Source organism: Cryobacterium sp. Hh7 (assembly GCF_004403155.1).
GTDB lineage: Bacteria > Actinomycetota > Actinomycetes > Actinomycetales > Microbacteriaceae > Cryobacterium > Cryobacterium levicorallinum.
In genome coordinates, this window is record NZ_SOHG01000012.1 from 294,725 (window position 1) to 315,472 (window position 20,748).

Annotated in this window: 20 protein-coding genes; 17 read left to right on the forward strand and 3 right to left on the reverse strand. The window is 64.5% G+C overall.

The window, feature by feature from the left end; genetic code table 11:
- The first annotated feature begins 9 nt into the window (after positions 1-9).
- From E3T43_RS02820 to E3T43_RS02875, 12 genes are all read left to right on the forward strand, one after another.
- Entirely contained in the window at positions 10-603 is a 594-nt protein-coding gene (locus E3T43_RS02820) for an HIT domain-containing protein (RefSeq protein ID WP_134471295.1), read from the forward strand.
- Positions 604-706: 103 nt separating this feature from the next.
- On the forward strand, positions 707-1,609 hold the full coding sequence (gene pdxS / locus E3T43_RS02825; RefSeq protein ID WP_092449122.1) for a pyridoxal 5'-phosphate synthase lyase subunit PdxS: 903 nt from the start codon (positions 707-709) through the stop codon (positions 1,607-1,609).
- Positions 1,610-1,635: 26 nt separating this feature from the next.
- A complete protein-coding gene (gene pdxT, locus E3T43_RS02830) occupies positions 1,636-2,262 on the forward strand; it encodes a pyridoxal 5'-phosphate synthase glutaminase subunit PdxT (protein WP_134471296.1) in 627 nt (208 codons plus the stop codon).
- 74 nt (positions 2,263-2,336) lie between these two features.
- Positions 2,337-2,906: a DUF1697 domain-containing protein gene (locus E3T43_RS02835; RefSeq protein WP_134471237.1), complete on the forward strand. Its 570-nt coding sequence runs from the start codon at positions 2,337-2,339 to the stop codon at positions 2,904-2,906.
- A gap of 105 nt (positions 2,907-3,011) precedes the next feature.
- Positions 3,012-3,776, forward strand: a complete 765-nt coding sequence (locus E3T43_RS02840; RefSeq protein ID WP_134471238.1) for a YebC/PmpR family DNA-binding transcriptional regulator — start codon at positions 3,012-3,014, stop codon at positions 3,774-3,776.
- Between the two features lie 4 nt (positions 3,777-3,780).
- Complete coding sequence (gene ruvC, locus E3T43_RS02845; protein ID WP_092449119.1) at positions 3,781-4,407, forward strand: crossover junction endodeoxyribonuclease RuvC; 627 nt, start codon at positions 3,781-3,783, stop codon at positions 4,405-4,407.
- Positions 4,404-5,084, forward strand: coding sequence for a Holliday junction branch migration protein RuvA (gene ruvA / locus E3T43_RS02850; RefSeq protein ID WP_134471239.1), 681 nt, complete (start codon positions 4,404-4,406; stop codon positions 5,082-5,084). Before ruvC ends, ruvA begins: the two co-directional genes overlap by 4 nt.
- Positions 5,081-6,136 (forward strand): Holliday junction branch migration DNA helicase RuvB, encoded by a 1,056-nt coding sequence (ruvB, locus tag E3T43_RS02855; protein WP_134471240.1) that lies wholly within the window; start codon positions 5,081-5,083, stop codon positions 6,134-6,136. Before ruvA ends, ruvB begins: the two co-directional genes overlap by 4 nt.
- A gap of 108 nt (positions 6,137-6,244) precedes the next feature.
- Entirely contained in the window at positions 6,245-6,649 is a 405-nt protein-coding gene (gene yajC / locus E3T43_RS02860) for a preprotein translocase subunit YajC (RefSeq protein ID WP_092449116.1), read from the forward strand.
- A gap of 90 nt (positions 6,650-6,739) precedes the next feature.
- The gene (secD, locus tag E3T43_RS02865) at positions 6,740-8,467 is read left to right on the forward strand and encodes a protein translocase subunit SecD (protein WP_134441019.1); all 1,728 of its coding nucleotides are present in this window, start codon (positions 6,740-6,742) and stop codon (positions 8,465-8,467) included.
- Positions 8,467-9,480: a protein translocase subunit SecF gene (secF, locus tag E3T43_RS02870; RefSeq protein WP_104133159.1), complete on the forward strand. Its 1,014-nt coding sequence runs from the start codon at positions 8,467-8,469 to the stop codon at positions 9,478-9,480. The genes secD and secF overlap by 1 nt, the downstream gene beginning before the upstream one ends.
- A gap of 170 nt (positions 9,481-9,650) precedes the next feature.
- Entirely contained in the window at positions 9,651-11,906 is a 2,256-nt protein-coding gene (locus E3T43_RS02875; protein WP_092449113.1) for a bifunctional (p)ppGpp synthetase/guanosine-3',5'-bis(diphosphate) 3'-pyrophosphohydrolase, read from the forward strand.
- Here the strand turns inward: E3T43_RS02875 and E3T43_RS02880 are convergent.
- From E3T43_RS02880 to E3T43_RS02890, 3 genes are all read right to left on the reverse strand, one after another.
- A complete protein-coding gene (locus E3T43_RS02880) occupies positions 11,903-12,505 on the reverse strand; it encodes a type IV toxin-antitoxin system AbiEi family antitoxin (protein WP_134471241.1) in 603 nt (200 codons plus the stop codon). The genes E3T43_RS02875 and E3T43_RS02880 overlap by 4 nt on opposite strands.
- Positions 12,506-12,618: 113 nt before the next feature.
- Positions 12,619-13,851, reverse strand: a complete 1,233-nt coding sequence (locus E3T43_RS02885; protein ID WP_134471242.1) for a DUF349 domain-containing protein — start codon at positions 13,849-13,851, stop codon at positions 12,619-12,621.
- 109 nt (positions 13,852-13,960) lie between these two features.
- Complete coding sequence (locus E3T43_RS02890; protein ID WP_134471243.1) at positions 13,961-14,755, reverse strand: peptidylprolyl isomerase; 795 nt, start codon at positions 14,753-14,755, stop codon at positions 13,961-13,963.
- A 106-nt stretch (positions 14,756-14,861) separates the two neighbouring features.
- Between E3T43_RS02890 and E3T43_RS02895 the strand changes: the two genes are divergently transcribed.
- The 5 genes from E3T43_RS02895 to alaS all read left to right on the forward strand — a co-directional run bounded on the left by E3T43_RS02895 (position 14,862) and on the right by alaS (position 20,710).
- Entirely contained in the window at positions 14,862-16,202 is a 1,341-nt protein-coding gene (locus E3T43_RS02895) for a replication-associated recombination protein A (RefSeq protein WP_104133162.1), read from the forward strand.
- Between the two features lie 295 nt (positions 16,203-16,497).
- A complete protein-coding gene (gene rpsD / locus E3T43_RS02900; protein ID WP_092107727.1) occupies positions 16,498-17,127 on the forward strand; it encodes a 30S ribosomal protein S4 in 630 nt (209 codons plus the stop codon).
- A 129-nt stretch (positions 17,128-17,256) separates the two neighbouring features.
- Positions 17,257-17,628, forward strand: a complete 372-nt coding sequence (locus E3T43_RS02905) for a DUF948 domain-containing protein (protein ID WP_134471244.1) — start codon at positions 17,257-17,259, stop codon at positions 17,626-17,628.
- Positions 17,629-17,761: 133 nt separating this feature from the next.
- The gene (locus tag E3T43_RS02910) at positions 17,762-17,992 is read left to right on the forward strand and encodes a hypothetical protein (protein WP_092449107.1); all 231 of its coding nucleotides are present in this window, start codon (positions 17,762-17,764) and stop codon (positions 17,990-17,992) included.
- A 63-nt stretch (positions 17,993-18,055) separates the two neighbouring features.
- The gene (gene alaS / locus E3T43_RS02915; protein WP_134471245.1) at positions 18,056-20,710 is read left to right on the forward strand and encodes an alanine--tRNA ligase; all 2,655 of its coding nucleotides are present in this window, start codon (positions 18,056-18,058) and stop codon (positions 20,708-20,710) included.
- Positions 20,711-20,748 lie beyond the last annotated feature (38 nt).

A 20,748-nucleotide genomic window follows, 5' to 3' on the forward strand; every position in this document is an offset into this window, starting at 1 on the left:
GCCGATCGGCTGCGCGGTTCCGACGCGCTCGGCGCGGGTGCCAACGAAACCGATGCAGAATTCGCGGGTGTTCCGGATGCCTTCCAACGGCTCTGGACGCCGCACCGGATGGTCTACATCCAGGACGGGCAGCAGCCGCACCCCGACGACTGCCCGTTCTGCATCGCGCCGACCCTGGACGACGAGAAGGCGCTGATCGTGGCGCGCGGCACCCATGCCTACGTGCTGCTCAACCTTTTTCCGTACAACAGCGGCCACCTGCTGGTCTGTCCGTATCGGCACGTCGCCACCTACGACCAGGCCACTCCGGAGGAGATCGCCGAAATCGGCGAGTTCACCCAGATCGCCATGCGGGTGCTCACCCAGGTGTCGAACTGTGACGGCTTCAACATCGGTATGAATCAGGGACGTATCGCCGGGGCCGGCATCGCCGAGCACCTGCACCAGCACATCGTGCCGCGATGGGCCCTGGACTCGAATTTTTTTCCGATCATCGCCGGCACCAAGGCCATCCCGCGCCTGCTCGGCGACGTTCGCCGCGAAATTGCCGACGGCTGGCCGGGCGCGTTGACTCCCTCGGCCGCCACGGCAGCTGCCCTCTAGTTTTGCTTTAGGCCGGGCAGCGTGCTGGCACGCCCCGGTCATCCGTTCGACCGACACCAGCCGCCGACCAGATCACCACCGCGCAAGGAATAGAATCGTAGCTATGACTCAATCAAACTCTGCCGAACAAGTTGGCTCGAGCCGCGTCAAGCGGGGACTCGCCGAAATGCTCAAGGGCGGCGTCATCATGGACGTCGTCACCGCTGCCCAGGCTCGCATTGCTGAAGACGCCGGCGCTGTAGCCGTCATGGCGCTCGAACGCGTTCCCGCCGATATCCGCTCGCAGGGTGGAGTTGCCCGTATGAGCGACCCCGACCTGATCGACAGCATCATTGCCGAGGTCAACATCCCGGTCATGGCGAAGACCCGCATCGGCCACTTCGTTGAGGCGCAGATTCTTGAGGTGCTCGGCGTCGACTACATCGACGAGTCCGAAGTGCTCAGCCCGGCCGACTACGTCAACCACATCGACAAGTGGAACTTCACCATTCCCTTCGTCTGTGGTGCCACCAATCTCGGTGAGGCACTCCGCCGCATCAACGAGGGCGCGGCCATGATTCGCTCCAAGGGCGAAGCCGGCACCGGCGACGTCTCCGAGGCCACCAAGCACATCCGCACCATTAACGGAGAAATTCGTCGTCTCGGTTCGCTGAGCAAGGAAGAGCTGTACGTTGCCGCCAAGGAGCTGGCGGCGCCGTATGAACTGGTGGCTGAGATCGCCGCAACCGGAAAGCTGCCGGTGGTTCTGTTCACCGCCGGAGGTGTGGCCACCCCGGCCGACGCCGCCATGATGATGCAGCTCGGTGCTGACGGTGTGTTCGTTGGCTCCGGCGTCTTCAAGTCGGGCAATCCCGAACAGCGTGCCGCCGCCATCGTGAAGGCTGTCACCTTCTACGACGACGCCAAGGTCATCGCTGAGGTCTCCCGCGGCCTCGGTGAGGCCATGGTCGGCATCAACGTGTCGGACATCCCCGCACCGCACCGCCTCGCTACGCGCGGCTGGTAGCCCGACCGTTCGTGACGATTCTCTCGATGGGCACCCGACCGGCAGAGGCCGCTTTACCGGCAGGACTGCGGGTCGGGGTGCTCGCCCTGCAGGGCGACTTTCGTGAGCACGCGCAGGTATTGCGCGCGCTCGGCGCGAACGTCGCCCTGGTGCGCCGTCCGGAAGAATTGCTCCAGGTCGACGGTCTGGTCATTCCGGGCGGCGAATCGAGCGTCATGGACAAGCTCGCCCGTACCTTCGGCCTCGCCGAACCGCTCCGCGCAGCCATCCGCGGCGGGCTGCCGGTCTATGGAACCTGCGCGGGGCTGATCATGCTCGCCGACACGATTCTCGGTGGCATGAACGGCCAGCAGAGCCTCGGCGGACTCGACATCGCCGTGCGCCGCAACGCCTTCGGTTCGCAGACCGCTTCCTTCGAGACCGACCTGGACATTCCGGCGCTCGGCGAGAAGCCCGTGCACGCGGTTTTCATTCGGGCGCCGATCGTGGAGACCGTCGGGCCTCGGGCGACCGCACTGGCCACCCTCGCCGACGGCCGCTGCGTCGCCGTTGAACAAGGCAACCTGCTCGGCACCTCTTTTCACCCGGAAATCACCCGAGAATACCGTTTTCACCAGTATTTCCTGCAGAAAATGGTCGCCGCCGCCCGCTGATGCCAGGCCCAATTGTGCCGCGCGCGCGAGTGTGGCTAGGGTTCAGACATGACTCAGACAACCGGTGGTCAACGATGACCCGATATGTAGCACTGCTCCGTGGCATCAACGTCAACGGCATCACCATCGCAATGAGCGATCTCGCCGACACATTTCGCGAACTCGGCTACACCGACGTCAAAACGGTGTTGGCGAGCGGCAATGTGATCTTCAGCATCGACAGTCCGCTCGTCGACACTCCGCTGATTAGCAAAGTGGATGCCGCAGCCATCAAGGCGCGCATCGAAGCGGCCCTGACGGCTCGCTTCGAGTACGAAGCATGGATCGTGCTCGTCGACGCCGAATCGCTCGACCGCATCGTGCGCTCGTACCCGTTCGACGCCGACCGCGACGGCTGGCACCCCTATGTCATGTTCTCCTCCGACCCCGGCCACCTCAGTGAGCTGGCCGGACACGCCAAGGAACTCGATGCCACTGACGAGCGCATTGAACTCGGCCACGGCGTGCTGTACTGGGAGGTGCGCAAGGCCGTCGGCATCAAGAGTGCCTTCAGTAAGAAGAGCGCCAAGCTCAAGTACCGCGACACCACCACCACCCGCAACCTGCACACGCTGCACAAGCTGCTGGAAGTCACACCGGGATAGACTGAGTCGGCACCGAGCGTGCACCAACTTCGCAGCGATCATCAGAGCTTGATCGAGCACTACTCATTCGAACAGAGCTTGTTCGAGCACAACAACGGGAGATGTATGTCCGGGCATTCCAAATGGGCCACCACCAAGCACCAGAAGGCGGTCACCGACTCCAGACGGGCCAAGGCGTTCGCCAAGCTCATCAAGAACATCGAGGTTGCGGCCCGCCTGGGCGGCGCTGATCTCTCGGGTAACCCGACGCTGGTCGATGCCATTCAGAAGGCCAAGAAGACCTCCGTGCCCAACGACAACATCGACCGCGCCGTCAAGCGTGGTGCCGGGCTGTCTGGCGAACAGGTCGACTACACGACCATCATGTACGAGGGCTATGCCACGCACGGTGTCGCGATCATGATCGAGTGCCTCACCGACAATAAGAACCGTGCTGCCGCCGAGGTACGCACCGCAATGGCCCGCAATGGGGGAGCTATGGCCGACCCGGGCAGTGTCGCCTACAACTTCCACCGCAAGGGTGTCGTCGTGGTCAAGCACCTGCCCACGATCACCGAAGACGACATCATGCTCGCCGTGCTCGACGCCGGCGCCGAAGAGGTCATCGACGAGGGCGAAACTTTCGAGATTCACTCTTCCGTTGGCGACCTCGTCGCCACCCGCACCGCGCTGCAGGCCGCCGGCATCGACTATGAGTCCGCCGATATCGCCTTCATCCCGTCGCTCAAAATCGAGGTCGACGCCGAAACCGCCCGCAAGGTGTTCCACCTGATCGACGCGATGGAAGACCTCGACGACGTGCAGAACGTCTATTCCAACTACGACCTGTCGGCCGAGGTACAGGCCGCACTCGCGAGCGAGTCCGAGTAGTTCGATGGCGGTCCGGGTTCTCGGCATCGACCCGGGCCTCACCCGCTGCGGTGTCGGCGTGGTCGATGTCGAAGGCAACCGTTCAGCCCGTCTGGTGGACGTGACGGTGCTGCGCAGCGCGCCCGACCTGCCCCTGGAGCAGCGGCTGCTGCTGCTGTCGCAGGGCCTCGAAGAGATGCTCGACCGGCACCGGCCGCAATTCATCGCCATCGAACGGGTTTTCGCCCAGCACAACGTTCGCACGGTCATGGGAACGGCCCAGATCAGTGGGGTGGCCCTGTTGCTCGCCGCGCAGCGCGGACTGCCGGTGACCCTGCACACCCCGAGCGAGGTGAAGGCGGCCATCACCGGGTACGGGTCCGCCGACAAGCAGCAGGTCGGCACCATGGTCGCGCGCATTCTCGGGCTCACCGAAATTCCTAAGCCCGCCGATGCAGCGGATGCCCTGGCCCTCGCGATCTGCCATGCCTGGCGCACCGGCGCCTCCGGCGGCACGCTGCCGACCGTCGTCTCGGTCAAAGCGGCCACGGGAACGCCTGCCGCGCTGACCCCGGCGCAAAAGGCCTGGCGTGCCGCCGAACGCGGGTCGGTGCCAGCGGTGTCGGCGGTGCCCCGTAGTCTTAAGCGGTGATCTCTTCCGTACGTGGCCTTGTCCTGTCTGCCGTGGGCTCAACCGCCAGCTCATCAACGGTGGTAATCGAGGTCGGGGGAGTCGGCCTCGGGGTGCAGGTGACGCCGGCTACCGCCCTCGGCGTGCGCATCGGTGACGAGGCGCGCCTTGCGACCACGCTCATCGTGCGCGAAGATTCCCTTACCCTCTACGGTTTTCCCACGGCTGATGAACTCGCCGTGTTCGAACTGCTGGTCGGCGTCACGGGGGTTGGCCCCAAATCCGCCCTCGGCGTACTCGCCGTGCTCAGCCCCAACCAGATCGGGCAGGCCGTCAATGCAGACGACGACGCAGCCTTCCGCAAGGTCAGCGGCATCGGTCCCAAGACCGCGAAACTCATCGTGCTCTCCCTCGCCGGAAAAATCGCCGTCACCGCCGAAAGCGCCCCGACTCGCCGACCCGGCGCTACCTCGGTCGCCGCGAGCGTGCAGGCTGCCCTGATCGGTCTGGGCTGGTCCGAACGGGTCGCCGCTGAGGCCGTCGATGAAACCCTCACCGAGCTAGCGGATGCTGCCGGCGCCGATTCCGCGCCGCCGACCGTCGCCGCTGTGCTCCGGCTGGCCCTCGGCCGCCTCGGCCCGGCGGCGCACCACGCAACCGGGTCTGCAGCTGCGTCGACCGGATCGGGCCGTTCGTGACCACGGACCCGGGCGTCGAGCTCACCAACCCCTCGCTCGAAAGCGAATCCGAGCTCGCCTTCGAGGGCGCGCTGCGCCCGGCGAGCCTGGCCGAATTCGTCGGCCAGAAGAAGGTGCGCGGGCAGTTGCAGCTGCTGCTGACCGCCGCGACGATGCAAAACCGCACGCCGGACCACATCCTCCTGGCAGGCCCGCCCGGCCTCGGAAAGACCACCCTCGCCATGATCGTCGCCTACGAGGGCAACCGGCCGCTGCGCATGTCGAGCGGACCGGCCATTCAACACGCCGGTGATCTCGCTGCGGTGCTGTCCTCACTGGTTCCCGGTGAGGTGCTGTTCATCGATGAAATTCACCGCATGGCGCGATCGGCCGAAGAGATGCTCTATCTCGCGATGGAAGACTTTCGCATCGACATCATGGTGGGCAAGGGCGCCGGGGCCACCTCGGTGCCGCTCGACCTTGCCCCGTTCACCCTGGTGGGGGCCACGACGCGCTCCGGCCTGCTGCCGAACCCGCTGCGTGACCGATTCGGCTTCACCGCGCACCTGGAGTTTTACGCCGAGAGCGAGTTGGAACAGGTGCTCTATCGCGCCGCCCAGCTGATCGACCTGCCGATCGAGCGCGACGCGCTGGCCGAGATCGCCGGCCGGTGCCGGGGCACACCCCGCATCGCGAACCGCCTGCTGCGCCGGGTGCGCGATTACGCGCTCGTGCACGGGGGCGGGGGCGGCGCCAACATCGCCGCGGTGCACGCGGCGCTCGAACTCTACGACGTCGATGCGATCGGCCTGGACCGTCTGGACCGGGAAGTCATGAAGATCATTCTGACGCGATTCGGTGGTGGACCGGTCGGCCTGAACACCCTGGCCGTCTCGGTCGGCGAGGAGTCCGAAACCGTCGAAGCGGTCGTCGAGCCGTTCCTGGTACGGATAGGATTCCTCACGCGTACCCCGCGCGGCCGTGTTGCGACCAGCGCGGCCTGGCAACATTTTGGTCTCACACCGCCCCTGGGCATTACCCCACAGGGAAGTGCGACCCTTCTTGACCTATAATTCAATTTGGCCCGCCTGTCTAGAGGCATATTCTCTCTAGGCCTACTGGCGGGTCTTCACCCACAAGCTTCGGCCACCCGCGCCGCAATCGGAAGGTTTTACCGCTCCATGGATTCTTTGACTCTCGTCATGCTGGCCGTTTTGGCCGTACTCGTCTTCTTCATGTTCCGCAACGGCCGCAAGCGCAAGAAGGACCAGGAAGCCCTGCAGGCGACCATGGTTCCCGGCGCCGACGTCATGACCAACTTCGGTATGTACGGCACGATCATTGCCATCGACGAAGAGGCCAACAAGGTCGAACTTCAGATCGCTCCCGGCGTCATCGTTGAGATCCACCGTCAGACCATCGCTCGCGTGGTGGAGCCGATTGTCGCCGACGACGTCGAAGATGACTCTGCCGTTGAAAGCATCGACTCACTGCGTGAATCGGAACTGTCTGAGCCGGAATTCGGCCAGCGCGTGGTCGAGAGCGACACCGACACCACCGAACAGCCCAAAAAGGGCGACGCATAATCTAGCTCCCGCACCAACAACGCACGTACTGCAACACGCGGCGCGCCCACACATTCTGGTGTGGGCGCCAACAGAAAGCTGAGTTCATAGGTGGCTAAGTCGTCGTCTCCGGCCAAAAAGGCCTGGCGTTCCCTGACCTGGCTGGGCGTGCTCATCGTCGGCCTGATCGCTCTGAACGCGTTCGGCGTGTTCACTCAGAACGGGTCGTGGACGCCGAAGCTGGCGCTCGACCTCGAGGGTGGAACGCAGATCATTCTCGCCCCGCAGGTCGAGAGCGGCGCGACCGTCACGTCTGAGCAGCTCACCGAGGCCGTGGGCATTATTCGCCAGAGGATCAACTCCTCGGGAGTCTCCGAAACCGAGGTCAACACTCAGGGCGGCCAGAACATCGTCGTATCGATCCCCGGTACCCCCGATGACGCCACCCTGGAGCGCATCAAGTCTTCGGCCAAACTGGAATTCCGCGCCGTGCTCGTGGCCGGTCAGCCCTCGGGCCAGACCGTCGGTGCCGACGGTACCGCGACCCCCGCACCGGAGGCAACCGTCGACCCGAGCCTGTCCACGACTCCGACGGTCGAGCCCACCGACGCGAGCGACCTGAACTACGTCACCCCGGCCCTGCAGGCCGAGTATGACGCCTTCGACTGTGCCGCGATCAACACCACGAACGTCGCGCCGGCCGATGAACCCCTCATCACCTGCGAAACGGATGGCTCGATTAAGTACATCCTCGGCCCGGTCGAGGTTGACGGTTCCACCATCACCGACGCGACCAATGGTCAGCGCACCACCTCGTCGGGCGCAACCACCGGCGAGTGGGTCGTCAACATTGTGTTCAACAGCGAGGGCACCACGAAGTTCGCCGACGTCACGACGCGGCTGAACAGCCTGACCGGGGCGCAGAATCAATTCGCCATCGTGCTCGACGGCGCTGTCATCTCGGCGCCGTCCAACACGCAGGGAGCCATCCTCAACGGCAAGCCGGAAATTTCGGGCTCCTTTGACCAGGACAGCTCGAAGGCCCTCGCTGACCAGCTCAAGTTCGGCGCTCTGCCGATCAGCTTCACCGTACAGAGCCAGGACACCATCTCGGCCACCCTGGGATCGACGCAGCTGCTCAACGGACTCATCGCCGGCTTAATCGGTCTGATCCTCGTCGTCATGTACTCGCTCGCCCAATACCGTCTGCTGGGCCTCGTGACCGTTGCTTCGCTCGCAGTCGCGGCCGTGATCACCTACCTGCTCATCACGATCCTGTCCTGGCGTGAGGGCTACCGTCTGTCGCTGGCCGGTGTTGCCGGCCTGATCGTGGCGATCGGTATCACCGCCGACTCCTTCATCGTGTACTTCGAACGCGTACGCGATGAACTGCGTGACGGTCGCGGGCTGGAGTCGTCGGTCGAGGCCGGCTGGAAGCGTGCCTTCCGCACCATCGTCGCCTCTGACGTCGTGAACTTTCTCGCCGCCGCCGTATTGTTCGTGCTCGCCGTCGGAAACGTGCGCGGCTTCGCTCTGACCCTCGGCCTCACCACCATCGTCGACCTGCTCGTGGTGAGCATGTTCACCCACCCGATGTTGCAGCTGGTTGCGAAGACCCGGTTCTTCAACGAGGGCCACAAACTCAGCGGCCTCGATCCTCGTGCCCTCGGCGCGGTTTACCGTGGCCGTGCCCGCTTTGAACCCTCGTCGACCATGTCGGCGACGAAGGTGGCGTCCTCGAGCAAAGAGGCGGCCAAGCGACAAACGATCGCCGAACGTAAGGCGTCTGAGCTGGTAAGTACCAGTACTGATCGATCGACAGACGGGAAGGATTCCTGATGGCCAGCTTCTCGCAGTTCGGAAATGACCTCTACACCGGGGCACGGTCGCTCAATATCGTCGGGCGCCGCAAACTCTGGTACCTGATCGCCGGTGGCATGATCCTCATTGCCCTGGTCGGCCCGTTCCTGCTGCGCGGTGGTTTCGTGTTCGGCATTGAATTCACCGGCGGCAGCGAATTCGTCGTCTCCCAGACGACGAGTCAGTCGCAGACCACGGCAACGGATGCCGTCGCGAGCGTCGCTCCCGACGTCGTTCCGAAGGTCTCCACCGTCGGCTCAGACGGTGTTCGGATCCAGACCGACCAGATGTCTGAGGGGGAGACGACGGAAGTACGCGACGCCCTCGCCGCCGCCTATGACGTTCCGGTCACCGAAGTGGCCACCTCCTTCATCGGAGCGACCTGGGGGCAGGACATCACCGGCCAGGCGCTGCGCGCCCTGATCGTGTTCCTCGTGCTCGCCGGTATCATCATGGCGATCTACTTCCGCACCTGGAAGATGTCGGTCGCGGCCATGGTCGCGCTGCTCCATGACCTCGTGATCACGGCCGGGTTCTACGGCATCACCGGATTCGAGATCACGCCGGCCGCGGTGATCGGGTTCCTGACCATTCTGGGCTACTCGCTCTACGACACCGTCGTGGTCTTCGACAAGATTCGGGAGAACACCAACTTCGATGGATCGGGCTCGAGCCGCACCTTCGCGGAGTCGGTCAACCTCGCCGTGAACCAGACGCTGGTGCGCTCGATCAACACCTCCGTCGTCGCCGCCCTGCCCGTGGCATCCATTCTGTTCATCGGTGCCTTCGTGCTCGGTGCTGGCACCCTGCGCGACATTTCGTTGGCTTTGCTCATCGGCATCCTGGTCGGTACCTACTCAACGATCTTCATCGCTTCGCCGCTGTATGTTCAGCTGCGCGCCGGCGAGGCCGCCATTCGCAAGCACGACAAGCAGGCTTTGGCGGCACGCGCCAAGGCTTCGACGCCGGCTGCGGAGTCCGTTACCGCGTAGCATTCGCTCCGTGATCGAAACGGTCAGCCCCGATGGGCTGGCCGTTTCGCTGCATGTGGGCAGGGCAGATCGCTTGCAGCGTACGGGAGAGGCGTCGCGAACCGGCATAATTGAGGGAACGCAAACACAGCCCGCGCGGTTTCAACCGCTGTGAGTTAAGAGGTGAGACTATGACGGACACGACGACGCCATCTCCAGCCTCGCTGCGCCGTTTGGTTCCGCGCATCTTCTCTCGGGCCCAGCCCGCTGGTGCCGTCGACCGCCTGATCAAGACGGTGCGGCTGAACCACCCCAAGGTCGACCTGTCGATCATTGAGCGTGCCTACACGGCCGCCGAGCGTGCCCACGACGGGCAGATGCGGCGCAGCGGAGAGCCGTACATCACCCATCCCGTTGCCGTGGCCCAAATTCTGGCCGACCTCGGCATCGGCACCAAGACCATAGCCGCTGCGCTGCTGCACGACACCGTCGAAGACACCGACTACACGCTCGACGCCCTGCGGGCCGACTTTGGCGACGAAATTGCGATGCTGGTCGACGGCGTCACCAAGCTCGACAAGGTGAAGTACGGCGACTCGACTCAGGCCGAGACCGTGCGCAAGATGATCGTCGCCATGTCCAAGGACATCCGCGTACTCATCATCAAACTGGCCGACCGGCTGCACAACGCGCGCACCTGGGGCTTCGTACCCAACGAATCCGCCGTGCGCAAGGCTACTGAAACCCTTGAGATCTATGCACCGCTGGCTCACCGCCTGGGTATTCAGACCATCAAGTGGGAACTCGAAGACCTCTCTTTCGCCGTGCTGTACCCCAAGCTTTACGCCGAGATCGAAAGCCTGGTCAAACAGCGCACCCCGCAGCGCGAAGAGTTCGTGCAGCAGATCATCGACACCATCAGTGACGACCTCAAGTCCGCTCGAATTCGGGGAAAGGTTGCCGGGCGCCCCAAGCAGTACTACTCGATCTACCAGAAGATGGTCGTGCGCGGCCGCGAATTCGACGAAATCTACGACCTCGTCGGCATCCGCGTTCTCGTGAATTCGGTAAGGGACTGCTACGCCGTGCTGGGTTCCATTCATGCCCGCTGGACTCCACTGCCCGGGCGGTTCAAGGACTACATCGCCACCCCCAAGTTCAACCTCTACCAGTCGCTGCACACGACGGTGCTCGGCCCGAGCGGTCGCGCGGTCGAGATCCAGATTCGTACCACCGAAATGCACCAGCGCGCCGAATTCGGCGTCGCCGCGCACTGGAAGTACAAGGAGCAGGTCAACGGCAAGAGCGCCGGCGGCCCGGGCCCGCAGAGCGACACCGATATGGCTTGGCTGGCTCATATCTCCGACTGGCAGGCCGAAACCGCCGATCCCGGCGAGTTCCTCGACTCACTGCGCTACGAGATCGGTGCCAAAGAGGTTTATGTCTTCACGCCGAAGGGCCGCGTCATCGGGCTGCCCTCGGGCGCGACCCCGGTTGACTTCGCCTACGCGGTGCACACCGAGGTCGGCCACCGCACCATGGGCGCCAAGGTCAATGGCCGTCTGGTTCCGCTGGAGAGCGAACTTATCACCGGAGACGTTGTCGAGGTATTCACCTCGAAGAACCCCGACTCCGGGCCCAGTAAGGACTGGCTCAATTTCGTCAAGAGCCCCCGCGCGCGCAACAAGATTCGGCAGTGGTTCACCAAGGAGCGCCGCGACGAAGCCATCGAGCAGGGCCGCGACGCCATCGCCAGGGCCATGCGCAAGCAGAACCTTCCGCTGCAGAAGCTGATGAACCAGGACTCCTTCGCGGAGGTCGCGGCTCAACTCAAATATGACGACGTGTCGGCCTTGTATGCGGCGGTCGGTGAAGGCCACGTCTCGACCCAGTCCGTGCTCGAAAAGGTTGTGTCCTCGGTGCAGAGCATCGACGACAACGACAGCAACGATTTTCCGGTTGCTGCCCGCGGCCGGCCGCAGACCACCCGGAACACTGATTCTGGTGTGCTCGTGCGCGGTGCCCCGGACATTCTGGTCAAGCTTGCCCGCTGTTGCACGCCGGTTCCCGGCGACAAGATCGTCGGGTTCGTCACCCGTGGTGCTGGTGTCTCGGTGCACCAGGCGGCGTGCCACAACGTGCAGTCCCTGCTCAAGGAACCCGAGCGCATGATCGAGGTCGACTGGGCGCCAACGTCGAAGAGCCTGTTCCTGGTGCACATCCAGATCGAGGCACTCGACCGATCCGGATTGCTTTCCGATGTCACCCGGGTGCTGTCTGAGCATCACGTGAACATTCTCTCGGCCACGGTCAACACGTCGAGTGACCGCCTGGCGCTCAGCCGGTTTGTGTTCGAGATGGGTGACACCACCCACCTGGATCGCGTCCTCAATGCCGTGCGCCGCATCGATGCTGTCTACGACGTCTACCGGGTCAACGACGGCTAGACGCCCACTGCTTTCTCGGGTGCTGCGCTCGACTGGTACAGGGAGCGCAACGCGTCGCTGACCGCCGCGAACCTGGCCACGGCGACGACGCTATAGGCCGGGCTGCCGCGCTGGCAGAGGCGCACGGCCGCGGAGATATCAGGATACCCGCCGTAGTGCAGCAGCCGGGCTAAAAGCGCGATGATCTCGGCCCCCGAGGTCGCTGACGGATAGCGCGCCAGGTCGACGGCGGTACGCAGGGGAGTGGTCACCCGGACATTAGCGATGGTGCGCACGTCATCGGGAGAGCGCACGATTTCGCGCAGCTGAACACGTGGTGACCAGACGGCCGTCGTGCGCGCACCAATGAGCACACAGAATTGGTGGCGACGGGGCTCAGGTGCGACGCCGTAGATCCACGCGGCGGTGAGGCGCTCGGCGATGGCGCGGGGTGGGACCAGCCGGCTGGCGGAGACGGCCCGTGTGGAGCATCCGTCTATTTCATCGATCACACACCAGGAGTCGGCGAGTTGAAAAACCTGCCCGTCGAGCCGGGCGCTGCACAGCTCGGCCAGTGGCAGGTCGTTGATCGTGCGCGTTGGTTCCCGGGGATTCATCATGCCGCCATGCTGTCCCTTAACCAGATCCAGGCCCCCGAAGGAGCCTGGATCTGTGGAGAAAATGACCACCGGTGCGGGGTGGGGATAGTTCCTGCCGGGTGTTGCAGTCGTGCCTACTGGCCCATCGCCTTGAGCCAGGCCTTGCGGGCCTCGAGCGCTTCGTTGGCGTCTTTGATGGCGCGGGCGTTCTGGCTCTTCTGAGCGGTGGCCAGTTCATCTTCAAGCTTGACGATCGCGTCATTCAACTGGCCGGCGAAACCCTCGGTGCGAGCCTTGGTCTCTGGATTATTGCGCTTCCAGTGGTCGTCATCGAGCTTGCGCACGACGGCTTCGACCTTGCGCAGGCGATCCTCGATCGGCTTGACCTGGTCGCGCGGAACCTTGCCGATGACGTCCCATTTGCGCTGGATGACCGTGAGCGTGTCGCGAGCGGCATTGCGGTCGGTGGTTGTCAGCAGAGTCTCGGCCTCGGTCAGGAGTTCCAGCTTGAGTACCAGGTTCGCGGAGAACTCCTCGTTGTCCTGAGCTTCCACCTCGCTCTTGACGGAGTAGAGCACGTCGCCGGCGGCCTTGAACTTCGCCCACATGGCGTCGTCCTGCTTTTTGCCGCTGCGGCCGGCCTGCTTCCACTCGTCGAGCAGCTTGCGGTAGGCGGACACCCCGTCGGCACCCTGCGGCGCGAGCGCCTCAGCCTGCTCGATTAGGTGCTGCTTCTTGGTGCGAACGTCCTTGTGCGCGCTGTCGAGCTCGGCGAAGAACGCCTTGCGGTTCTGCTCAATCGTCGTGCGGGCCGCCCGAAAGCGCTTCCACAGGTCGTTGGCCTCGCCCTTGGGAATGCGCGGGGCATCGTGCTGGTGCGCCTGCCACTTCGCAAAGAGGGCGTCGAGGGCAGCGCTGGTCTGCTTCCACTGCGTCTTGGCCGGATCTTCGGCGGCGAGGCGCTCGGCCTCGGTCACGATCTCGGCCCGTTCGGCGACGGCGGCAGCGGATGCTGCTTTGGTCTCGATGCTCTGCTGCTCGGTGAGTTCGGTGACGGCTCCGCCGAGCGCGCCGAGGCGTTCTGCCAAGGCGGCCAGGTTGCCGACGGCGTTGGCGTTGGCAACGGCGACGGTGAGATTGGCCACCGATTTGGCCACGTCTGCGGCCGGAGCGCCACCCTTCGCACGCTGCTCAAGCAGGGTGACCTGCCCATTGAGTTCAACGTACTTGCGTTCGAAGTAGGCCAGGGCCTCTTCCGGAGTGGCATCCGGGTATTGGCCGACGGCGCGTTCGCCATCCGCCTCGCGCACGTAAACCGTGCCGGTTTCGTCTACGCGACCCCATGGTTGCTGATCTGTCGTAGTCAAGAGCCTCACCTTTGCTGAGTTGTTGTGTGGGCGCCGCGGGAAGAAAAAATGCGGAGCCAGGAAATACCCTGATAAGCCTATTGCAATAGCGCAGGGGGATCGATCGATCCTACTGAACTGTTATGCCGGTAATCGTGGTCGGTACGACGGGCGAGGCGCCGCCTGCCGTGATTCCGGCATCCGTGATCTCGGTTTTGATCTGGTCGAGGCCACTCGTGACGCGCCCGAGCACCGTGTAGCCGCCCGCACTGTCGGCGGGGATGGTGCTGTCTTCGTAGACGATGAAGAACTGGCTGCCGTTGGAGAAGCCGTCGTTGCCGGAACGTGCCATGGCGAGGGTTCCAGCTGGGTACACGTCGTCGGTCGGTGCATTCTCCACCGGTCCGTAGCTGTAATCGGGGCCGCCGGTGCCATCGCCCACCGGGTCGCCGCACTGCAGCACGAAAATGCCCTCCACCGTCAGACGGTGGCAGGTGAGGCCGTCGTAAAACCCGGTCTGAACGAGGCTGATGGTCGACGAAACCGCCTGCGGCGCCAGGGCGCCGTCGAGCTCGATTCCCACCGGAATGTCATTGAGGGTCATGGTGCCGGTCCAGGTTCGACCTTCGGCCAGCGTGCTGGCGGGCACCACACCCGAATTGGAACCGGCGGCAGCCGTCGGCGTCGTGGTCGGGGTGTCGGTGGCCGCAGTGGTCGCTTCCGGAGTACCTGGTCCGCCGTTGAAGTAGAAGACCTGCGCCACCACGATCAATGTGAGTACGACGAGCAGCCCCCCGCCGGCGATCAGGTTGTCCCGCACACGCCGCTTCGACTGGTGCTCGTGCACCGCCCGTCGGGCCTGGTAGGAACGAACACGTCCGCGCTCTTCACGTGCTGCACGCTCGAGCTTGTAATTCGAAGCCACTTGGAACCCCTCCAGGGCCGTCGGGGTTGGCGACGACCGGACAAAAGCAGTCGGGCGCCAACGCTCCCGACCTCGTAGAACTCTACGCACAAACTACGCTGGAGGAATGTCGGATGCTCAACCGGGTCTGCGGAGTGGCCAGGCCCCCCTCGCCGTACGAATGCGCCCGAAAACCCTGGACGAGGTGGCCGGCCAGCGTCATCTGCTCACCCCGGGGTCGCCCCTGGTCAGTCTGGCCAGCGACAAGACGGGGGAGCGCGGCAGCGTGTCGGTCATTCTTTGGGGACCGCCCGGCACCGGCAAGACCACGCTCGCGCAGGCGATCGCGCACAGTTCCGGACGTCGTTTCGTTGAACTCTCTGCTGTGACGGCCGGCGTGCGCGACGTGCGGCAGGTGATGGAAGACGCCCGAACCAACCGCGACCTCTACGGTCTCGCGACGGTGCTCTTTCTCGATGAGATCCACCGCTTCTCCAAGGCCCAGCAAGACACCCTCCTGCCAGGGGTCGAGAACGGCGTCGTCATCCTGGTCGCCGCGACGACCGAAAATCCGTCGTTCTCGATCATTTCCCCTTTGCTGTCTCGTTCACTATTACTCACCCTCGAAGTTCTGAGCGACGACGACCTCGGGATCGTCGTTGATCGTGCGGTCACCGATTCGCGCGGCCTCGCTGACCGGTTTGAACTCGAGGCCGAGGCTCGCGGCGCGATCATTCGCCTGGCCTCGGGGGATGCGCGGCGGGCGCTGACGGCGCTGGAGGCGGCATCCGTTTCGGCGGAATCGACGCTCGAACCCGGCGCGACCGGCAAGCCTGTCATCACGACCGACATCGTCTCGCTCGCCGTTGACCGTGCACTGCTGCGCTACGACCGCAACGGTGACGAGCACTACGACGTAATCAGCGCGTTCATCAAATCGGTGCGCGGCAGTGACGTCGACGCGGCGCTGCACTACCTGGCCCGCATGATCGAGGCCGGCGAAGACCCGCGCTACATCTGCCGCCGCATCATCGTCCTCGCCTCCGAAGACATCGGCATGGCCGACCCGCAATCGCTCCTGATCGCCGTCGCCGCCGCCGATGCCGTCGCGCTGATCGGCATGCCTGAGGGGCGAATCCCGCTCGCCCAGGCCGTTGTGCACCTCGCGACAGCCCCTAAATCGAACGCCGCCTACATGGCGCTCGATGCTGCCATAGCGGATGTCCGCGCCGGCAAGATGGGCCGCGTGCCCAAGGGCATGCGCGACGCGCACTACCCCGGCGCCAAACGCCTCGGCCACGGCAAGGGATACGTCTACCCGCACAATGACCCGCTCGGAGTGGTCACCCAGCAATACCCTCCAACGGAGTTGAAATCCACCCGCTACTACGAGCCGACCGAGCACGGCCACGAGCGCGATATCTCCGCCCGCCTCCTAAAAATCCGCCGTATAGTCCGCAACGAATAAATGCGCATCCAGTTTTCACGAGAGGGCTCGCGACCGACGCTGCCCGCATCGGGAACTCGCGCTGGTCTGCAGAGCCTGAGCAGGGCATCCGCTGTGCTAACCTTGACTCTGCCTACAACTGGTTTCGGCATGCGGCTGCGTCCGTTTCCAGTTTGGAGGGGTTTCGTTCTGTAGCCGAACGTCCCATGGCACCCAATCCTCTGATCTCCCATGACGACTGTGTCGATTAGACACTGTGCTGAAAAGACGCACTCGCCCTGGTATCCCTGTTATTGAGTCCGATTGAAAGGAAACCGTGTCTACCAAGTCACGTACCCGCAGTAAAACTCGCCTCTCGCGCGCCCTGGGCATTGCCCTCACGCCGAAGGCAGCCCGCTTCCTTGAGAAGCGCCCCTATGCACCCGGTGAGCACGGCCGCACCAAGCGCAAGACCGATTCGGACTACGCCGTTCGTCTGCGCGAAAAGCAGCGCTTACGCGCCCAGTACGGCATTCGCGAAGCCCAGCTCAAGATCGCCTTCGAGCAGGCTCGTCGTCGTCAGGGACTGACCGGTGAGAACCTCGTCGAGATCCTCGAGACCCGTCTCGACGCCCTCCTCGTGCGTTCGGCCATCGCCCGCACCACCGCCCAGGCTCGCCAGATGATCGTGCACCGTCACATCCTCGTTGACGGAGAGCTCGTTGACCGGCCCTCCTTCCGCGTGAAGCCGGGCCAGCTCATGCACGTCAAGGCTCGCAGCGAGGGCATGGAGCCCTTCCAGGTTGCAGCAGCCGGCGGACACGTCGACCTGCTCCCCAAGCTCCCGCCGTACCTCGAGGTTGAGCTCGACAAGCTTCAGGCCCGCCTCGTGCGCGCACCGAAGCGCATCGAGATCCCCGTGACCTGTGAAGTTCAGCTCGTCGTGGAGTACTACGCAGCTCGCTAACCTGTGCGGTTGGATAGTTAGTTCACCGGTCTTTGACCGGTACGCTGAAGGGCGGATCATCTCTGGGTGATCCGCCCTTTTTTGTATTCCCGGGCGTCCCAGGGGCCCATTGATCTGAGTGGAGTCACCGTGTCGGGTGGAGATATTACAGGGCTGGTCGCCGCCGGCGTATTCGCGATTCTGGTGGCGGTCATCGCCGTTCCACTGGTCAAGCTGGGCCGGGTGTTCGATGAAACCACCGCGGCCATCCACGATCTCAGCGAGGGAATCACCCCGATGCTTGCCGAGACGACCGAAACCATCCGATCCACGAATCAGCAGCTCGCGAGGGTCGACACGATCACCAGCAACGTAGCGGATGTCACCGGTAACGTCTCAGCGCTCGTCGCGCTGTTCGCGGCCACCGTCGGCGGTCCGCTGATCAAGCTCGCCGGATTCTCGGCCGGCGTGCGAGCCGCCTTTCGTGGCGGGCGGGCGGGGTCCGGGCGAAATCGGGGTTGACCGGCTACTCTGGAGACGGCGTTGATATTCTCGCGCCCGACTTATCGATAGCTGCGGCTAGCGGTGCCAGGCTCCAGTCAATTCGGTTCTATTGACTGAAAGCACAGGCCGCGCAGATTCAGGGAGAAGTGCCATGAAGAACGTCATCTGGTTGGTCATCGGTGTGGCCGCTGGCTTCGTCGTTGCCCACGAGGTCAACAAGACTCAGCAGGGTAAGCAGTTCTTCACCGAACTCGACACCAAGGCGCGCGAGTTCGGCGAGGCCATCTCCGAGGGGTATCGGCAGCGCGAGGCCGAGTTGCACGCAGCGCTCGGTGACGTTGCGGATGCCGTTGGCGACGCGCCGGCACCAAGCGCGTCCTGAGCATCCGCTTGAAAAGGGCACCACGCTCCACCTCACTCATGCACTTCAATAGCTACGGACACCATGCAGACTGCTGACATTCGCGGGCGCTGGCTCGACTTCTTCGCCGATCGTGGACACACCGTTGTGCCGTCCGCGTCCCTGGTGAGCGACGACCCCACCCTTCTCTTCACCGTGGCCGGCATGGTGCCGTTCGTGCCATACCTGACCGGGTTGGTTCCGGCACCGTATCCGCGCGCCACGAGCGTGCAGAAATGCATTCGCACCAACGACATCGAAGAAGTGGGCAAGACCCCGCGCCACGGCACGTTCTTTCAAATGAACGGAAATTTCAGCTTCGGCGACTACTTCAAGGAAGAGGCCATCGGCTTCGCCTGGGAACTGCTGACTACCCCGGAAGACCAGGGCGGGTACGGCTTTCGCGAGAGCGACCTCTGGGTCACCATCTACCTCGACGACGATGAGGCGCACCGCTACTGGCGCGCGCTCGGCGTGCCGGACAACCGCATCCAGCGCCTCGGCATGGACTCCAACTACTGGTCCACGGGCCAGCCCGGCCCGGCCGGCCCCTGCTCGGAGATCTTCTTCGACCGCGGCCCCGCCTACGGCGCCGATGGTGGCCCGGCCACCGACGACGACCGTTATGTCGAAATCTGGAACCTCGTCTTCATGCAGTACCTGCGCGGCGAGGGCAACGGTAAGGGCGACTTTCAGATTCTGGGCGACCTGCCGAAGAAGAACATCGACACCGGCATGGGCCTCGAGCGCGTCGCCTTTTTGAAGCAGGGCGTCGAGAACATGTACGAGATCGACCAGGTGCGCCCGGTATTGGACCGGGCCGCCGCACTCTCCGGACGACGTTACGGCGCCGACCACGCCGACGACGTGCGCATGCGCATCGTCGCCGACCACGTGCGTTCCTCGCTCATGCTGATGAGCGACGGCGTCATGCCGTCGAACGAGGGTCGCGGCTATATCCTCCGCCGCCTGCTGCGGCGCAGCGTACGCGCCATGCGCCTGCTCGGCGTCGACACCGTGAGCATGCGCGAACTGCTGCCGGCCTCCCGCGACGCCATGAGCGCCGCCTACCCGGAGGTGAAGAGCGACTTCGGGCGCATCAGCCAGGCCGCGTTCGCCGAGGAAGAGACGTTTCTGCGCACCCTCGCGAGCGGAAGCGCGGTGCTCGACCTCGCCGTGGCCAAGACCAAGAAGGCCGATAAGACCGAACTGGCCGGACCGACCGCTTTTCTGCTGCACGACACCTACGGTTTTCCGATCGAGATCACCCTCGAAATCGCCGAGGAAGCCGGCCTCAGCGTCAACCGTGACGCCTTCGACGTGCTCATGACCAAGCAGCGCACCATGGCCAAGGCTGACGCGAAGTCCAAGAAGACCACCCTGGCCGACCTCGGGGTCTACAGCGCGTTCCGCGCCCTTGGCGAGACCGTGTTCACCGGTTACGAGGACCTGCAGAACGAGTCCAGCGTGCTCGGTCTCATCGTCGATGGTGAGTCGGTGACGAGCGCCGTTGCCGGAGAAACAGCCGAGGTCATCCTCGCCGAGACGGCGCTCTGGGCCGAAGCGGGCGGGCAGGTAGCGGATGCCGGCCTTATCGTTGGCCCCGGCTACGAGCTCAAGGTGCTCGACGTACAAAAGCCGGTTAAGGGTCTGATCAGCCACAAAGTGCTCGTGCAGTCCGGCGAGGTCGGCGTGGGCGAGCGCGCCACGAGCGTGGTCGACGAAAACTGGCGCCGCGGCGCCCGCCAGGCGCACTCCGGCACGCACGTGCTGCACGCTGCCCTGCGCCAGGTGCTCGGCCCGAACGCGCACCAGTCCGGTTCGTACAACAAGGCCGGCTTCTTTCGCCTCGACTTCTCCTGGAACCAGGCGCTCTCGCCGGCGACTCGCACCGAGATTGAAGAAATCTCCAACAACGCCATTCGCGACAACCTGCCGGTGACCACCCGGGAACTGCCCATTGCCGAGGCGAAAGCGCTCGGTGCCATGGCGCTGTTCGGCGAGAAGTACGGTGACGTCGTGCGCGTCGTCGACATCGGCGGCCCGTGGTCGCGCGAACTGTGCGCCGGTACCCACGTGGGCAGCAGCGCTGAAATCGGCATGATCAACCTGATCAGCGAGGCGTCGGTCGGTTCGACCAACCGTCGCGTCGAATCCCTCGTCGGCCTCGAAGCCTTCCGCGACCTCGCCGCCGAGCGCATGCTGGTGTCGCAGCTGACCTCGAGCCTGAAAACTCCTCGCGAGCAGCTTCCCGAACGCATCAGCGACCTGGTAGCGAGCCTCAAGAGCGCCGAGAAGAAGATCGCGGCCTTCGAAGCCCGGGCCCTGACCGACCGGGTCCCCGCGCTGCTGGCCACGGCCCGCCGGGTCGGGGCAGTAACGATCGTGGCCGAAGACCTCGGCGTGCTCGGATCCCCGGACGACGCACGGATGCTGGCCCTCGCGACCCGCGAACGCCTCGGCACCGACGCCGTCGTCGTGGCGCTCTCGGCCATTGCCGCGGACAAGCCCGTCGTGATCGTCGCCACCAACCAGGCAGCTCGAGATGCCGGCCATAAGGCGGGTGCCCTTGCCAAGACCGTCGCCGGAATCCTCGGTGGTGGTGGCGGCGGCAAGGACGATCTGGCTCAGGGCGGCGGCCCCAACGGCGCCGCCATCCCGGCCGCTCTCCAGGCGGTTGTCGCGGCGGTCAGTCGCTAACGATGAGGTCCGACCGCGCTCGCTCACGCTCTGGCTCC

Bases quoted from the DNA above. Each gene is read 5' to 3' on its own strand.
- E3T43_RS02835 (WP_134471237.1), top strand. From the start codon at position 2,337: ATGACCCGATATGTAGCACTGCTCCGTGGCATCAACGTCAACGGCATC.
- E3T43_RS02875 (WP_092449113.1), top strand. From the start codon at position 9,651: ATGACGGACACGACGACGCCATCTCCAGCCTCGCTGCGCCGTTTGGTT.
- E3T43_RS02840 (WP_134471238.1), top strand. From the start codon at position 3,012: ATGTCCGGGCATTCCAAATGGGCCACCACCAAGCACCAGAAGGCGGTC.
- alaS (WP_134471245.1), top strand. From the start codon at position 18,056: ATGCAGACTGCTGACATTCGCGGGCGCTGGCTCGACTTCTTCGCCGAT.
- yajC (WP_092449116.1), top strand. From the start codon at position 6,245: ATGGATTCTTTGACTCTCGTCATGCTGGCCGTTTTGGCCGTACTCGTC.
- E3T43_RS02910 (WP_092449107.1), top strand. From the start codon at position 17,762: ATGAAGAACGTCATCTGGTTGGTCATCGGTGTGGCCGCTGGCTTCGTC.
- ruvC (WP_092449119.1), top strand. From the start codon at position 3,781: ATGGCGGTCCGGGTTCTCGGCATCGACCCGGGCCTCACCCGCTGCGGT.
- pdxT (WP_134471296.1), top strand. From the start codon at position 1,636: ATGGGCACCCGACCGGCAGAGGCCGCTTTACCGGCAGGACTGCGGGTC.
- pdxS (WP_092449122.1), top strand. From the start codon at position 707: ATGACTCAATCAAACTCTGCCGAACAAGTTGGCTCGAGCCGCGTCAAG.
- E3T43_RS02880 (WP_134471241.1), bottom strand. From the start codon at position 12,505: ATGATGAATCCCCGGGAACCAACGCGCACGATCAACGACCTGCCACTG.
- secF (WP_104133159.1), top strand. From the start codon at position 8,467: ATGGCCAGCTTCTCGCAGTTCGGAAATGACCTCTACACCGGGGCACGG.
- E3T43_RS02895 (WP_104133162.1), top strand. From the start codon at position 14,862: ATGTCGGATGCTCAACCGGGTCTGCGGAGTGGCCAGGCCCCCCTCGCC.